The sequence below is a fragment of the Candidatus Krumholzibacteriia bacterium genome (genome assembly GCA_035268685.1).
Classification (GTDB): Bacteria; Krumholzibacteriota; Krumholzibacteriia; order JAJRXK01; family JAJRXK01; genus JAJRXK01.
The window spans coordinates 21,066-37,254 of the sequence record DATFKK010000197.1 but is presented as its reverse complement, the minus strand read 5'-3'; the positions used below and the strand labels follow the sequence as shown (position 1 = coordinate 37,254).

At 66.8% G+C, this 16,189-nt stretch carries 14 protein-coding genes; 6 read left to right on the top strand and 8 right to left on the bottom strand.

The annotated features are described in order from the left end of the window. Positions 1-78: 78 nt before the first annotated feature. The 8 genes from mobB to VKA86_19080 form a co-directional block, all read right to left on the bottom strand. Entirely contained in the window at positions 79-609 is a 531-nt protein-coding gene (mobB, locus tag VKA86_19115; GenBank protein ID HKK73319.1) for a molybdopterin-guanine dinucleotide biosynthesis protein B, read from the bottom strand. Then, positions 606-1,424, bottom strand: a complete 819-nt coding sequence (locus tag VKA86_19110; GenBank protein ID HKK73318.1) for a 4Fe-4S binding protein — start codon at positions 1,422-1,424, stop codon at positions 606-608. The genes mobB and VKA86_19110 overlap by 4 nt, the downstream gene beginning before the upstream one ends. Then, complete coding sequence (locus tag VKA86_19105) at positions 1,421-1,960, bottom strand: 4Fe-4S dicluster domain-containing protein (GenBank protein ID HKK73317.1); 540 nt, start codon at positions 1,958-1,960, stop codon at positions 1,421-1,423. The genes VKA86_19110 and VKA86_19105 overlap by 4 nt, the downstream gene beginning before the upstream one ends. 22 nt (positions 1,961-1,982) lie before the next feature. Then, the gene (locus tag VKA86_19100; GenBank protein HKK73316.1) at positions 1,983-2,282 is read right to left on the bottom strand and encodes a chaperone NapD; all 300 of its coding nucleotides are present in this window, start codon (positions 2,280-2,282) and stop codon (positions 1,983-1,985) included. Between the two features lie 71 nt (positions 2,283-2,353). Further along, on the bottom strand, positions 2,354-4,744 hold the full coding sequence (locus VKA86_19095) for a nitrate reductase (protein HKK73315.1): 2,391 nt from the start codon (positions 4,742-4,744) through the stop codon (positions 2,354-2,356). 11 nt (positions 4,745-4,755) lie between these two features. Further along, positions 4,756-5,175: a multiheme C-type cytochrome gene (locus VKA86_19090; GenBank protein ID HKK73314.1), complete on the bottom strand. Its 420-nt coding sequence runs from the start codon at positions 5,173-5,175 to the stop codon at positions 4,756-4,758. 65 nt (positions 5,176-5,240) lie between these two features. Beyond that, positions 5,241-6,734 (bottom strand): NapC/NirT family cytochrome c, encoded by a 1,494-nt coding sequence (locus VKA86_19085; protein HKK73313.1) that lies wholly within the window; start codon positions 6,732-6,734, stop codon positions 5,241-5,243. Positions 6,735-6,746: 12 nt separating this feature from the next. Further along, entirely contained in the window at positions 6,747-8,120 is a 1,374-nt protein-coding gene (locus tag VKA86_19080; GenBank protein HKK73312.1) for a multiheme c-type cytochrome, read from the bottom strand. 515 nt (positions 8,121-8,635) lie between these two features. Here VKA86_19080 and VKA86_19075 point away from each other — a divergent pair. The 6 genes from VKA86_19075 (at position 8,636) to VKA86_19050 (ending at position 16,163) form a co-directional block, all read left to right on the top strand. After that, a complete protein-coding gene (locus VKA86_19075; GenBank protein ID HKK73311.1) occupies positions 8,636-10,246 on the top strand; it encodes an ATP-binding protein in 1,611 nt (536 codons plus the stop codon). Continuing rightward, a complete protein-coding gene (locus VKA86_19070; protein HKK73310.1) occupies positions 10,218-11,576 on the top strand; it encodes a sigma-54 dependent transcriptional regulator in 1,359 nt (452 codons plus the stop codon). The genes VKA86_19075 and VKA86_19070 overlap by 29 nt, the downstream gene beginning before the upstream one ends. 188 nt (positions 11,577-11,764) lie before the next feature. Further along, complete coding sequence (locus VKA86_19065; protein ID HKK73309.1) at positions 11,765-13,249, top strand: hypothetical protein; 1,485 nt, start codon at positions 11,765-11,767, stop codon at positions 13,247-13,249. Between the two features lie 143 nt (positions 13,250-13,392). Beyond that, positions 13,393-13,665 carry a chaperone NapD gene (locus tag VKA86_19060; GenBank protein HKK73308.1) on the top strand — a complete coding sequence of 91 codons (273 nt, stop codon included), beginning with the start codon at positions 13,393-13,395 and terminating at the stop codon, positions 13,663-13,665. A gap of 303 nt (positions 13,666-13,968) precedes the next feature. Further along, positions 13,969-15,156, top strand: a complete 1,188-nt coding sequence (locus tag VKA86_19055) for an aminotransferase class I/II-fold pyridoxal phosphate-dependent enzyme (GenBank protein HKK73307.1) — start codon at positions 13,969-13,971, stop codon at positions 15,154-15,156. Beyond that, positions 15,153-16,163, top strand: a complete 1,011-nt coding sequence (locus VKA86_19050; protein ID HKK73306.1) for a beta-ketoacyl-ACP synthase III — start codon at positions 15,153-15,155, stop codon at positions 16,161-16,163. The genes VKA86_19055 and VKA86_19050 overlap by 4 nt, the downstream gene beginning before the upstream one ends. Positions 16,164-16,189: the final 26 nt, after the last annotated feature.

The window sequence follows — 16,189 nt, the reverse complement described above, 5'->3', positions numbered from 1 at the left end:
CCCCCGCGACCGTATCGGCCCTTCGCCGTGCCGCGTCGCGCGCGGGGTAGGCAGCCGGGCTCGGAAGTCACGGATGTTCTACTGTGGGACGCGCGTGAGCGGCCTCCGGCGGATCAGGGTCGTCTCGAGGAACGCGGCCACTTCGGCGGGCCGGTCCAGTGCGAAGCAGCGGACGCCGGTCTCGAGCTCGACATCGGTGACCACCGCGATCAGGTCCGGGTCGTCGATCCCGACACGCAGGGGCTGTCCGGTCGCCGCCCGGTGGACCGCGATCTTCGGCAGGTCCCCGGTGGAGTAGCCCTCGACCAGCACCAGGTCCTCGTCGCCGAAACAGGTGGCGAGGACGCGGTCGAGCGACCAGGCCGACGCGGTCGTTCGCATGACGGCCACCTGTGTGGCCGACGCGATCGCGGTCGTGCCGGCTCCGGCCTCCCGGAAACGATGCGAGTCCTTGCCGGGATGGTCGATGTCGAAGTCGTGAGCGTCGTGTTTCAGGGCTCCCACGCGCCATCCGCGCCCCCGCAGGGTCCGGATCACGGCCTCCACGAGGGTCGTCTTCCCCGTGCCGGAGGGGGCAACGAAGGCCACGGCCTGCGGGCGCGCGTTCATGCCGGGGTCTCCTCCAGGATCTCTTCCCGCCGGCGGGGGCGGGTGAACGTCAGGTCGAGGCTGTTCCCGGGGCAGGTCTCCACGCACTCCGCGCAGTTCCAGCACACCAGGAGGTTCACCTCGTTGCGGCCCGGCTCCAGGCCGATGGGGCAGGCCTCGGTGCAGAGTCCGCAGTTCAGGCAGTTGCTGGGGTCGAAGGTCACGTTCAGGACGCGCCTGGTCCCCAGCAGGCCGAGCAGACCGCCCACCGGGCACAGCCCACGGCAGAACCAGCGGCGCGTGATCAGGCCGAGCACCAGGACCGCCGCGATGATCGCCGTCTGGAAGCCGACCAGACCGAAGAACCACATGCCCATCGCCTCGCGGCTGACGAGCCCGGGCGGCGAGACGATCGAGAACAGCGGCGTGGCGAGCAGGAAGCTCAGCACCAGATCGGCGCCCAGCACGATCCAGATCACCGGCCGGGGCATCGGAAGTCGGTTGCCGGGGCGGTAGCCGAAGAGCGTGCGGGCGAGCCACTCGGCCAGTTCCTGCAGGGTGTTGATCGGACACATCCAGCTGCAGAAGACGCGGCCCATGAACACCGCGAGCAGAGCCAGGGGGACGGCGCCCACGATGATCGTCCAGGGGATCGACCGGCTCGCGAGCGCCGACTCGACCCCCTCGAGCGGCGAGAGGAACCACACGGGCCCGATGCCCAGGGACTGGTATCCGCCCTGGATCCACGACCAGCCGAAGAACACGTGGATCGCCGGCAGGGCGATCGGCAGGAGCAGAGCGAAGGCCTGGACGGAGTGTCGCCAGCGCCGGATCACGACCGCACCCCGGGAGGGTCGACGTAGATCGCCTTGCGGTCGCCCGTCTCGTCGGAGATCGGACAGGCATGCACACACACGCCACAGCCGGTGCAGACGTCGTCGACGACCTCGGGCTTGAACTCCCAGTTCGTGATCGCACGGTCACGCAGCGGGCATACGGTGTAGCAGGTGCGGCAGAGGCTGGTACCGTTCCACGCGACGCACATCTCGCGGTCGACCTTCGCCGTGCCCATGGTGATCTCTTCCATCTCGACCGGCTCGATCGCGCGCGTGGGGCAGACGTCGACGCACTCCATGCACATGTAGCAGGGCACCTCGACCGGTTCGACGATCGGGGTCGCGGCGTGCAGGCCCTCGCCCAGGCCGAGCATCTGGATGGACTCGTAGGGGCACACGGCGGCGCAGCGGCCGCAGCGGATGCAGCGCGAGGCGAAGTGGTCCTCGTCGAGCGCTCCTGGCGGCCGAAGGCGATCGCGCCCCACCGGACCGGCCAGTGCGAGGGAAGGAGCACTGACCAGCCCGGCCAGGGTCACGGCCGCCAGGCCCCGGAGGACCTCACGACGACTCGTTCCTGCGTCGCTTGCGGAGGTCGGGAGTGAGCTCTCCGCGGATGATCTTTTCGACTTCGTCTTCTGCATGGAGATAGGCCAGTCCGACCGACAGGATCCGGGCATCCTGCTCGAGTTCGTGGACGATGTCGTCCATGGCGTCGCTGGTCTCGGTGTCCAGCACGGCCACGATGTTGCCCTTGTCGTCGGTCCCGTGGACCTCGCACGCGTCGCGGCCGGAAAGCTCCGCCTCGACGGTGTCGATCTCCTCGGGGGCGACGGTGATGACGAATCCTCCGATGGGCATGTCGGCTCCGTTCAGGGGGTTCGGGACGGCCGGGGAGGGACGTGGATCCGTCCCTCCCCGACGCAGGATCATCAGAGTTGCGTCACCACGGGGTCAAGGTCCCGCGGGCCGGAGACCCGGCGGATCCGGCACGCCCCGATCTTGAACTCGGGCTCCTTCGAACCGGGATCGAAGACGTCGTTGACGACCTTGTTGATCATCCGGCTCTCGGCCATGTCGTGCCAGTAGGCGAACACGGTGCCTTCGAGCGGACCCTCCATGACGCGGGCGGGCATGGTCACCTTCCCGCGGCGGGTGGTGATCTCGATCATGTCGTTGGGTTTGATCCCCATCCGCTCGGCGTCCTTCGGATTGATCTCGACGAACGAATAGGGATTGGCCCGCAGCAGTTCGGGAATGCGACCCGTCATGCTGGTGGTGTGCCAATGGTCGATGATCCGTCCGGTGGACAGATACATCGGATACTCGTCGTCGGGCACCTCGCCCGGCAGGGCATGCGGGCGGAACCACACGTAGAGCTTCTTGTCGGCGTGAGCCGGGCCGTAGAAGACGTAGGGGGCATCGCCCTCCCCGTGCTCCTCGACCAACGGGTCCTTGCCGCGCACGAACTTCTTCACTGCTCCCCCGGTCAGGGCGAACTTCTCCGTGGGAGCCGGCCACTGCACACCATCGGGCATCTGCAGGAGCACGTCGTAGGTCGCTCCGCGCAGGTCGTTGTCGCGACCCTTGGTGAGCTTCTGCGTGTACTCGTCCCAGATCGCCTTGGGCAGGTCGAAGTCCGGCTCGAGACCCTCGAAGGGTTCGATGACCTTGGCGAACACGGGGTCGTTCAGCTTCTCGCCCATGCGCCGCGCCCACTCGCGGATCATCCACACCTCGGGCATGGCCTCGCCGGGAGCGTCCTTGGCCTTCGGCGTGATCTGCGAACGGCGCTCGGTGCACCCGTAGACGCCGGTCTTCTCGAAGTGGAAGGCCGTGGGCAGCACCAGGTTCGCCACCTCGGTGGTCTTGGTGGCGAAGACGTCGGTCACCACAACGAAGACCTCGTCCTGCGCCATACCGTCACGATAGGGGGTGAGGTTCGGCAGGGACTGTGCGGGGCTCGTGCAGTTGATCCAGATCGCCCGGATCTTCCTGTCGTTCACGGCGCTGAACATGGCCATGGTGTGGTAGCCCGGCTTGGGAGGGATCCTGCCCTCGGGCACTCCCCAGAGACGCTCGACGTCCTTGCGCAGCGGATCCTTGGCGACCGGACGGTGGCCCGGAAGGATGTGGCACAGGCCACCGCCCTCGCGCACGCCGCCGCAGGCATTGGGCTGACCGGTCAGCGAGAAGCTGTCGGCGCCCGGCTTGCACAACTGCCCGGTGAGAAGGTGCAGGTTGTGGATCAGGTTGTTCGCCCACACCCCACGCTTGCGCTGGTTGATCCCCATGCACCACATGCTCATGGTGCCCTTGCTGTTGGCGAACCAGCGGGCGGTCTTGCGGATGTCGTCGGGGTTCATGCTCCCGCCGCAGATCTCGGCCGCCTTCTCGGGCGTGTACTCGGCCACGTCCTTCGCGAACTGATCGAAGTCGATCGTGTCGCCACCCTTCTTGAAGACGCAATAGTCCCTCAGGAAGTCGTGGTCGACGAGATCCTCCTCGATGATCACGTGGGCCATCGCGTTGAGCAGCGCCAGATCCGTGCCCGGATCGAACTGCAGATGCAGGTCGGCGATACGCGATGTTGCCGAGATCCGGGGGTCGGCGTTGACGACCTTCACCGTGTCGGGGTTGTCGAGCTTGCGACGCATGACGCGGCGCCAGATCACCGGATGCGCTTCGGCCATGTTCGACCCGATGATGAAGAAGTAGTAGCACTGCTCGATGTCACTGTAGCCGCCGATCGGTTCGTCGGCTCCGAAGCTGGTCAGGTAGCCGCCCACGGCGCTCGCCATGCAGAGACGAGGATTGCCTTCCACGTTGTTGGTCTGGAGCCCGGCGCGCATGACCTTCTGGAAGAAGTAGGTCTCCTCGGTCTGGGCCTGGCCAGAGCCGTAGTACGCGCAGGCGTCGGATCCGTACTCGGTCTTCACGTCGACGAACTTCTGGGCCGCGATGTCCAGGGCTTCTTCCCACGAGATCTCACGGAAGTCGTCGGACTTCTTCTCGCGGTAGAGCGGCTTCGTCAGGCGGTCGGGGTGCTCCATGATCTTGTGGAAGAGCATGCCCTTCATGCACAGGTAACCGAGGTTGGTGCGTGAATCGGACACGCCGCGCAGGGCGACCGGCTTCCCGTTGCGCAGGCCGAGTTCCAGACGGCATCCGACCCCGCAGAGGCGGCAGGTGCCGCGGGTCCAGGTGTCGGCGTCCTGACCCTGGGCGTCGGCCAGGAAGAAGGGCAGCTTCATGCCCACGTACGACGCCGCGGTCAGGGCCGCCGCACGCTTGATGAACTGTCGTCTCGAGATCGCATTCATGTCTTCGCCTCCTACTCCGCGTGCGGATCGAACGTGTGGGCGGGGTGGCAGGTCCAACACGCGGGAGCGTCGGCCTGTTTCGTGATCATGTCCGCGTGGCAGGTAGCGCAGTTGGACACGGCCGGTGCCACTTTCATGTCCTCGTAGGTCCCGTGGCACTGGTAGCACTTCACGTTGCCGATGCCGTGGGTCGAGGCGTACCAGGAATCGTAGACGTCGGGGGTGGTGTCGCGGTGGCAGTCCGCGCAAGCGATCAATTGTTCCTGCTCGGACAGGGACGGGTGGTCGGCGGGTACGTCCACCCGCGACGCCTGCGCGGCCACTTCGACCGTTTCTTCGACGGTCGCCACCCCGGAACCCGTTCCCTGCGCACACGAGGCGAGGGCCAGGGCCACCAGGGGGATCAAGGCGGTCAACATGGCGGATCTCAAGGGACTTCCTTCCGATGTGTGCCGTTTCTCGCGGACCTCCACTCGAGGCCCTAGTCCGACACGGGTCATTGATCGAAGAAGGAGTTCAGGAACTCTTCCTTCAGGTAGGTGTGCATGGCCGCCGTCCGCTGTCCCTCGGCCGGTTCGCGGATGTAGAGGAACGGATCCGGTTCCTCGTTGGCGAGCATGGAGTGGCACATCGTGCAGTCGTCGCTGATGTGACTGCCGTCGGCAGCCTTCAGCTTCTGGTTGTGGCAACGGAAACAACCCGCGCTCTCTTCGTGACCGAGAAGGCTCGGATAGGAGCCCCACGTGATGTTCATCTCCGGGTGGATGTTGCGCCGGTAGATCGACCGCAGCGATTCGATGGCCGCGTCGATCTCGTTCGTGTTGCCACTGCTCACCTCCGGGTAGAACCGTCGGTAGTAGCCACGCATGTGATTGGCGATGCCGGCCATGGCGGCTTCCACGTCGGGGTAGTCGAAGGTGATGGCGGCCAGGGCCTCGCGCTTGACGAAGGGAAGGTCCGGGTCGATGTGGCCCAGCCGCATGCGTTCGTCGATCGCGAAGTCCGGCTGCTCGTAGACGTGCGTGGCCCGGTTGTGGCAGTCCACGCAGTCGAAACGACGCTCGTGTCCGGCGGTGTCGGGGTCCCCCACGAGATCGGTGTTCTCGTAGCGCTTCCACGAGCCGTCGGGCTGACGTGCGTCGACCCAGATCATCTCGCGACGCTGGTCCTCGACCGACGCGTAGCGGACCTCGTTCTCTTCGGCCACGTGCCAGTGCACGCCACCGTCGCCGCGTCCGCGCGAGTCGATCTTGATGCTGAGAGTGGAGTAGATCGGGGTCGACTCCTCGTCCTGCTGGTAGCGGACGAAGGTCTCGAGCTTGTTCCCGTAGAACTTCTCGGGCCAGTGGCAGTGCTCGCAGGTCTCCTGCGCCGGCCGGAGGGTGTGCACGGGAGTGGGGATGGGTCGTTCGTAGAGATCGAAGGTCACCGAGATCATCTGCCACGCGCCCTGGATCTTCGAGTCGATCAGGGCGTCGACGCCTTCGCCCACGTGGCACTCCACGCAGTCCACCCGCGCGTGAGGGGAGGCCTGGTAGGTGGTCCACTCGGGGTTCATGACGGAGTGGCAGGCGGTGCCGCAGAACTCGGGGGACTCCATGAAGTGCAGCCCTTGCATTCCCGCGACGCCGAGGAAGATCACGTTCACCAGGGTGAGCACCAGAACGGTGCGCGTGATCGGGGCACCGAGAGCACCCCCTTCGACCTGTTCGGGCCCCACCCGGTCCTCGAGCAGGGCCTGCAGGCTCTTGCCCGAGGATCCGCGGACCCTCCAGAAGGCCACCGGGATCAGCAGCAGACCGAGCACGAACAGCGTCGGCAGACCCAGGTAGAGGATCAGACCGAAGTAGGCGTTCGCGATCAGGCCGGAAACGCTGGCGATCTGGAAGAGCACGAAGGTGACGAACGATCCCGTGACCAGAGCGATCCCGAGACGCCCGATCGAGCTGATCGATATCGCTCGCAGGAACATGGAGAACGTTCGGATCATGGATGAGTCTCCCTACTCGTTTTCTTCTTCGTCTTCGCGTGCTTCCGCCTCGATGTAGGCATCGAACATGTTGGCGAAGACCTCTTGCATGGTGCCCTCGTTGATCCGGCGCTTCAGCGTTTCGGTGTCGGTCATCACCCACTGGTGCATCGGATCGTTCTGGAGCAGGTCGTCGATCATCGCCGTGACCTCGGGATCGCCGTACTCACGCGCCTTCGGCAGGAAGTCGAAGTAGAAGTTGTGCAGCACGTCGTAGAAGCCGTGCCACCACGTGTAGTCGGGGCCCATCATCGAGGCGCCGTGGCGGGCGCGACGGCCTTCGTGGTGCCAAAGCTCCCAGAACGCCCACTCGACGTCGTTCGAGAAGGCGGCCGGCGTCTCGAGGAGGTCCTTCTCCTTGATCTTGTTCATGATCGCCTGGGCCGGCTGGGCGAACTTCTCGTTGTAGAGCTTCACCGAGGCGTCGTACTGGTAGAAGTGGCCGTCGGCGAAGGTGTCGCCGTGACAGGCCAGGCAGACGTCCTGCATCGCCGTGCGCTTCTGGACGTGGTTCTCCTTGTGCTTCGAGATCACCGGACGGTTGGTCCAGGCGATGCGGTCGCCCACGTCGTGCGTGAACGCCTGGGTGCGCGTGGCCGACATGTGGCACGTCGCGCAGGTGGGGGCCACGTTGTAGTCCTCGCCGACCACCCACTCCTGGGCGTCCAGGTTCATCTTCTCGCGGTTGGTGAAGTACGTGTTGCCGTGCTTGCTCTCCTCGTAGATCTCCTTCTGGGGATGATCCGGGCCGAGGTGGCACTTGCCGCACGATTCTGGCTGGCGGGCCTGAGCGATGTCGAAGGAGTGCCGTGTGTGGCAGGCGTTGCAGCTTCCGAGCGATCCGTCGGGGTTGATGCGCCCGATGCCGCTGTTGGGCCAGGTCTTCTTGCTGAGCTTGTTCGGCGACTCGGGATCGATCTCCATCTTGGCGCCGTGACAGCTCTCGCAGCCCTGGATCGCGGCGGGATGCCCCGCGCCGACGTGGGCCAGGTAGGCGTCGGCCGAGTCGAGGATCTGGCCGGCTTTCGCGTGGTAACTGTCGTTGACCTGCTCGGCTTCCTTCTCGTGACAACGACCGCAGTCCTTCGGCGTGACCATGGTCGCGATCGTTGCGTCGTAGTGCTCGTAGGCGTCGGGTTCGCCTTCCTTGGCCTGGTGACAGCTCATGCACGTGACGTTGTGGATGCCGTGGGCCGACTCGTACCACTGCTGGTACAGGCCGGGATGCTTCTCCTTGTGGCAGGTCATGCATTTGCCGGCCACGGAAGCTTCGTCGGGGAGTTGCGCCGTGGCGCCGGTGGCCAGGAGGGCCAAGGCACACAGGGCGATCAGGCAGGCTCGGATCATGGTTCGGACCTCTCTGCGAAGAACGTGGACCGGCTCGTACGGACGAGCGCACACGGAGCGAGCCGGGCTCCGGTGTCTCCGGACGGGAAACGACGGGATCAGCGAAAAGGGGTTTCCACGATCCGGCGGGCACGCCACGGCATGCCACGGGGCGGGCATGGTGGACGTGCGCACACCGGATCGGGAACCGCGGTGGGGATCCACTGCGGACGAGACGCGTTCGTCGTCGGGCACGGAGGACGGCGCACCGATCCGGCGGACCGGGGTCGCGCACCGCGCGTCCTGGCGGACGCGGCGCTCCATGAGCGGATCTCCGATGCCTTCGTTGCGCCGAAGGCGGGCGGCAAGAGCGAGGGCGACTGTGCATCGGCGCTGGGAGCGCCGTCGGCCTCGGGGACAAGTCAACGCTTCCGCCGCGCGGCGCGCAATGCAGATGTTGTCCTACTTCTGTGACGCCCCCGTTTCCGCGCTCGCCGTGCCCTGGACGGCCCTCGTCCACCTGATACCCTTTCACCATGAACTGGCCCGGACCTCTTTCCAGTCTGTCCGTGCGCATCGGTGTCGGGGTCACGGTGATCGTCCTGGCGATCAACCTGTTGGCCTTCCGTCACGTCGGGCAGCGCACCCACGAGCTGCTCGAAGAGGGGATGCGCGACGTCTCGCGGCACCTCTACCACGAGATGGTCGTGGTCCGTGGTTGGGTCGCCTACCACGGCGGCGTCTACGTGCCGAAACGGCCGGGAGTCGAGGACAACCCGTTCCTCAGCGACGACGTGGCGATCACCGCCGACGGCGACTCGCTGGTCCTGCGCAACCCCGCCATGCTCACCCGGGAGATCGCGGAACTGAGCCCGAACGAAGAGTTCGACGTCCACTTCCACATCACCAGTCTCGATCCCATCAACCCGGTGAACGCTCCCGACGGCTTCGAGCGGGAGGCGCTCGAGGAAGTGCACGCCGCCCGCGCCGAGGGCCGGGAGCTACGGGAGGTCGCACGGGTGGACGACGGGCCGGAGGGACGCCGGTACCGTTACCTGGCGCCGCTGGTGGCCGACGTCTCGTGCCTGGAGTGTCACGGCGAGCAGGGCTACGAGGTCGGTGACGTGCGCGGAGCGCTCAGCGTGTCCATTCCCATGGACGACGTCGACGAGGCGCGCACGGACTTCTTCTGGTGGAGCGTCCTGATCTGCCTGATCGCCTCGGCGGTGATCGCCACACTGGTCTACCGCTTCATCGAGGGTGCGGTCGTGCGGCGAGTGAAATCGCTGGAGTCGGCTGCCGCGCGGATCGGCCGCGGGGACTTCGAGACCCCGATCCCGAATGGGGACAGCGACGAGATCGGGGGGCTGTCGCGGGCTCTCGATCGCATGCAGCAGGAGATCCGCGACACCACCGAGCGCCAGATCGAGAGCGAGAAGATGGTCTCGCTCGGCGAGATCGCGGCCGGGATCGCCCACGACGTCCGCAACCCGCTCTTCGCCGTCCGCAGCAACCTGGACTACCTGCGTCGCCGTGGGGTGGACGACGAGGAGGAGGCCGAGGTCTACGACGAGATGGACGAAGGCCTGCAGCGCATCGGTCGGATCGTCAGCGAGGTCAACGACTTCGCCCGGCCGCATCCGCCCGAGTTCGGCGAGCACGACCTGCACGAGATCTTCGACCGCGTGATGTTGTTGTCGGGCAAGCAGATGCAGCGGGAGTCGGTCCGCGTTCGCGTCGACGTGTCCGGGGACGTGCCCACGGTCGAGATCGATCGTCATCGGATCGAACAGGCCCTGCTCAACCTCGTGTCGAACGCGATCCGGGCGGTCGAGACCGTCGCCGATCCCGAAGTGGACCTGCGCGCGGAACTCGACGGCGAGCAGGTCGTGATCGAGGTGGCCGACAACGGTCAGGGGATCGGTGAGGACCTGCTGCCACGGATCTTCGATCCCTTCTTCACACGCAGTCGCAACGGGACGGGCCTGGGGCTCACGATCGTCCGTCGCGTGGTCCAGCAGCACCAGGGCACGGTCCAGGTGCGCAGTCAGAAGGGTGAGGGTAGTGTGTTCACGCTTCGTCTGCCGTGCCGGCACCCATCGCAAGTGAACGATGACCATGGGCTTCCGACTGCTGATCGTCGATGACGAGCGGATCGTCCGAAACTCCCTGTCGCGGTCGCTGCGGCGTCGTGGGTGGGAGATCCGAGCGGCCGCTGGGGTGTCCGAGGCGCGGAAGACCCTCCGGTCCGAGGACTTCGACCTGATCCTGGCGGACTACCGGTTGGGCGACGGAACGGGGCTCGAGGTCCTCGCCGAGGCGCGTGAACTCTGCCCGGAGGCCGCGGTGGTCATGTTGACCGCCCACGGCAACATCCAGCTGGCCGTCGAGGCCATGCGTGGCGGTGCCTTCGACTTCCTCGAGAAGGGCTGCGATCCCGAGCTCATGCGCATGGTCGTGGAGCGTGCACTCGAACAGGTGCGCCTGCGGCGCGAGGTCGAGGCGCTCGGGTCCGAGGGCCGAGCCCGGGTCCAGGGCGTAGTGGCCGAGAGTGCGGCCATGCAGGAGGTCCTGCGGGCAGCCCGCGAGTACGCGTCGACCGACGTCACGATCCTGCTCCGGGGCGAGACGGGAACGGGCAAGTCGCTCATTGCCGAGTACGTGCACCATCACAGCGACCGTTCGGACGGTCCGTTGGTCACGTTGAACTGTGGAGCCATCCCGTCGGAGCTGCTCGAGAGCGAACTCTTCGGCTACGACGAGGGTGCGTTCACGGGGGCGTCGCAGCGGGGCAAGACGGGTCTGGTGGAGCGGGCGAACGGGGGCACGCTGCTGCTCGACGAGATCGGGGACCTGCACCCGGATCTGCAGTCCAAGCTGCTGCTGGTGCTCGAGAGTGGGCAGGTGCAACGGGTGGGATCGGTCGAACCGCGGCCGATCGACGTGCGCTTCATCGCTGCCACGAACGTCGACCTCGAGGCCCGTGTCGCCGAGCGCAGCTTCCGACGGGATCTCTACTACCGCCTGAACGTCGCCCCCCTCACCATCCCGCCCCTCCGCGAGCGTCCCGCCGACATCCTGCCGCTGGCCCACCGTCTCCTGCTGGGGATCGAGAAGAAGCTGAACAAGCGCTCGATCGAGCTCAACGAACACGCCCAGCGTTCGTTGCGCGAGCATCCCTGGCCGGGCAACGTGCGGGAGCTGCGCAACGTGCTCGAGCGCGCGGCCCTGTTGAGCCGGTCGGGTGTGCTCGGGACGCAGGACCTGCACCTGGGCGTGAACGGCAGCGCCGACGATCCCTTCGAGGTACGCCTCCGCCTCGGTGACGAGGCCGGCAACCTGCTCCACCAGGCCACCGATCACCTCGTGGAGCGGGCCTGGGAAGCCTCGGGTCACAACCAGAGCCGGGCGGCCAAGCTGCTCGGGGTGCCGCGCACCACGTTGCAGCACCACCTGCGCAAGCTCGGCCTGGCCTGATCACGTTCCCACAACCGACCTGCCGAGATCCGGTGCCGAACCGTCGGCAGATGCTCCCGTCCTCCGCGGTCAAGCTCCTGCAATCGCGTCATTTGCGTCTGGTATGCCGGATGCGAGCCGATCTTCCGTACCTGGGTCCGGCTACCGTCTCGGTGTCGGCCCCGCTTGGCTTTCAAGGAGGCGACGGAATGTCGAGACGACGGATGATGGTGACGGTGGCGGTGCTGATCGCACTGATCGCGACGACACCGGCGCAGGCGGAGAAGAGCTTCGAGTACAGCGGTCTGTACTCGGCCTGGGCCCAGTCCCAACAGGACTTCTTCTTCGGCAAGACCGACTACAACGACAACTACGCCGTGCAGATGCTCCGGCTGAACCTGAAGTTCCACGCGAACGAATACGTGGGTGCCGCCACGCGTTTCGACATGGCGCAGGGCTTCTGGGGCGTGGACAACGCCGATCGCACCAACGATCGCCCCGGTGGCCGCGACGGCTTCAGCCAGCTGTTCGACTTCAAGGACACGAACTTCCTGCTGCACGTCGATCAGGCCTACGGATTCCTGAAGTTCCCGGACCAGGACCTGACCGTGCGCGTGGGCCGCATGCACTACCAGCTCGGCAACAAGATGATCCTCGACAACAACCTCGACGGCGTGCAGGTCGACTTCACGCGCACCGGTACCTGGCGTCTGCAGTACTCGAAGGTGAGCGAGGGGCTGGACTCGCTGACCGACAACGAGATCGAGTCCGAGGGCGAGGTCGTGGCCGACGGCGAGGACGCCCACCTCTTCGCGCTGTCGTTCCACAACCGGACCCGGCACCTGCAGTACAGCGTCTTCGGTTCGTACTACCTCGACCAGAGCTTCGACGACGGCGGCAGCTACCTGCCCAACGACCTGAACTACTTCCGCAGTCGTTTCGCGCCGAACGTCACCGACCTCTACGTCATCGGTCTGACGGGTGACTACGCGAAGGACAACCTCAAGATCAAGGGTGAGGCGAGCTACCTCGTGGGCGAGGACGACCTCGACAACCCGATCATCGATCCGAACCGCCAGTTCAACGACGTCAACGACGGCGACATCTCCGGCTGGAACGTCTACGTGAAGGCCGACTACGACGTGAACGACATGGTCGCCTTCGGCGGTGTCTTCGGTATGGGCAGTGGTGACGACGACGTCACCAGCGGCGAGGGCAACGTCAACAAGATCCGCACCTCGGGCTTCTTCTACCTGACCGAGGTCTGGGAAGACTCGATCATGCCCGACGAAGAGGGCATCACGCCGCAGGGTCTGGGTGCTCCGAACACGCGCGGTTACCGCGAGCTCGAGAACACCACGGCCTTCCAGGTGAACGCCACGGTCAAGCCGGTCGAGAAGTGGAAGCTGTTCCTGAGCTACACGTATCTCATGGCCACCGAGGAGATCCCGGCGTGGAGCGTCGGCGAGGTCGACGGGGTGCAGCAGACCATCGTGGACTACGGCGCCGCGGCCGACGACATCGGTTCGGAGTTCGACTACAACCTGTCGTGGGCCGTCCGGCCCAGCGCCACCGTCGGCATCCGCGGCGGTTTCTTCATGCCCGGTGACGGGGCGCTGAACCTGATCAACGGCAACACCGCCAACGACGACATGGCCTACGAGACGAAGGGTTACCTGGCCGTTCGCTTCTAGGTCTTCACCGAGTGCCTCCCGGCCGAGCGGAGCAGGGAGTCCGGAACGCGTACCTTTTCCACTGCAAGAGTGGGCGACTGTGCAACCGCGTGTTCCGGACTCACCCTGCCTCGGCGCGACATCGGGAGATCCGGATCCTCTGGATGGAGACGATGCTCGTCGCGAGTCGGATCGTCGAGGTCGAGCACGGGACGGCCGCCGAGGTGGAGGGGCGGTTGGAACGGATTCCGCGATTGACCATCCTGGGTCGTTGTCGCGAGGAGCACATCGTGGTGGTGATCGAAGGACACGACCGCGAGCAGGTCCACGACGTCGAGCGCTTCGCTCGGACGGAGATCCCCCAGATCGTGACGATCGACGCCTCGGCGCGCGTGCCCGTGGGGGAGGGGCGCCGTCGGCCGGATCCCGACCACTGATCGGGTTCCGCCTTTTCTTCGCGGTGCCCCCTCGCGGGATCCCCGCCGGCCGGCCGCCGGGCGTGGGTTCGAAGACCCGCGTTGCCGAATTGTCAACTCGGCGTAAACCGCGATCCGGGGGTCTTCCCCGGGCGGGGGGTCGTGTTATGGTGTCGCTGCATCCTCACAACAGGGGGATGAGGATGTCTGTGGCGGGGCGGCGATTCGGCCGTCCCGCTACTGCTTTTCACCGGGTGGTAGCCTCTCCGTGAGGGCGACGATCCGGACTCGCGGGGCCTGCGCCCCGGTGCTAGAGTGCGCCGCATGATCCGCTGGCCCGACATCCCCTATCTGCGCTGGGCGCGCTCGCAGGCCGAGCCTCCGTTTCCGGAGATCGCGCTGACGGCGAGCGGCATGGCCCCTCCCGACCCGGCGCTCCTCGGCCACGTGAACGTGGCCGATCTACTGCACTTTCCGGTGGGTGATCATCCGCCCCTGACCTTCCGGCTGGCCGAGGAATGGAAGGTTCCGCCGGAGCAGGTCCTGGTGCAGCCGGGCACGCATCTCTCGATCCTCTTGCTGCTGGCCGCGCGTCTGGGTGAGCGTCCCGGACCGGTGGTGGTCGAGGAGCCGGCCTACGAGCCGCTGTGGGCGATCGCCCGGGCCCTGGGCGCCGACGTGCTCCCGTGGCCGCGGCCCCGGGCGACATCGTTCGCCCTCGATCCCGGCGCCGTCGACCGCCTGGCCGCCGCGCATCCGTCGGCCGTGGTGCTGAGCCATCCGCACAATCCGACCGGGGCCACGCTGATCGACGCCGATCTGGAGGCCCTGCAAACCCTGCAGGACCGCACGAGCTGCGCCGTGATCTCCGACGAGGTCTACGCCGACTTCGACGCCGATCTCGTATCGCCACGGGCCCGGCTCGCAGACGTGGCCGCGGTGCGCAGCTTCACCAAGGTCATGGGTCTGGGGACGCTTCGCTGCAGCGGGATCACGGCGCCGCGCGACTGGATCGAGCGGACCGCCGCTCTCACCGACCACGCGGCCGTGGCCGTCCCGGGGCCGAGCCAGGCGCTCGCCCATCGCGCCTGGGACCAGCGCCACGTGCTGTGGCAGCGAGCGCGTGAATCCGCCGCGCGCGGACGCGACGTCGTCCACGCGTGGTCGGCCCGTCAGGGCGGGCGGATCGACGCTCCCCTCCCCACCACGGGGATCATCTGCTTCCCGCGTCTCGACGAGGAGACGCACCGTGCCGCCGTGGCCCACGCCCGGCGCCACGGCGTGCAGCGACCCCTGGGCTTCGGCCTCGACGGTGATGAGGACGGGTCCGAACTCTGGATCGAGGACCTCCGCCGCACCCACGGCGTACAACTCACGCCGGGGGCGTTCTTCGGCGACGCGCGCGCGTTCCGGCTCGGTTTCGGCGGGGACGTCGAAGCGCTGCGCGAAGGGCTGGCCCGGCTCGACGACTACCTCCAGCAAGCGCGGAGCACCGCCACGGAAGGCGCATGATGGCGACGACCGATCGGATCCATTCCGGCATCACCGGAGTCGGGAAGCACTTCCCGGAGCGCGAGGTCACCAACCACGATCTCGAGAAGATCGTCGACACCGACCACGACTGGATCGTCGAGCGCACGGGAATCCACGCGCGCCGCTTCTCCGATCCCGGAACCGGAGCGAGCGAGTTGGCCGCTCCCGCCGCTCGGCAGGCCCTGGAGATGGCCGGCGTCGAGCCCGACGAGCTCGACGGCATCATCATGGCCACGATCACGCCCGACATGATCTTCCCGCCCGGAGCCTGCTCGCTGCAGCGCAGGCTGGGCACGAAGAACTGCTTCGCCTTCGACCTGAGCGCGGCGTGCAGCGGCTGGGTCTACGCCGCGAGCGTGGCCGACAGCATGATCCGCAGTGGGGCGGCCGACAAGATCCTCGTGGTGGGCGTCGACGTCATGACCGCCATCATGGACATGACCGACCGCAACACCTGCGTGCTCTTCGGCGACGGCGCCGGCGCCACGCTCTTCGAGCGGATGCCCGCCGGGCAGGAGGGTGTGCTCGACGTCGAGATCGGTGCCGACGGCGAGGGCGGCGAATTCCTGTACATGCCGGCCGGTGGCAGCCTGAAGCCGGCCTCGGAGGCGACGGTCGCGGCGCGCGAGCACTCGATCTACCAGGACGGCCAGAACGTCTTCCGCGCCGCCGTCGACGGCATGTCGCGGGTGACCCTCGACATCCTCGAGCGGATCGGCGCGACGGGTGAAGAGGTCGACCTCTTCGTCCCACACCAGGCGAACGCCCGGATCATCGAGTACGCCCGCCGCAAAGCGAAGCTGGCGCCCGAAAAGGTCATGCTGACCATCGATCGCTTCGGCAACACGACGGCGGCGACCATTCCCACGAGCTTGTGCATTGCCCAGGAAGAGGGCAAATTGGAGCGCGGTTCGCTGGTGTTGATCTCCACCTTCGGCGCCGGCTTCACCTGGGGTGGGGCGGCGTTACGATGGACGATCGACTGACCGCTCCTCGTCCCCGGTTCCCGGCC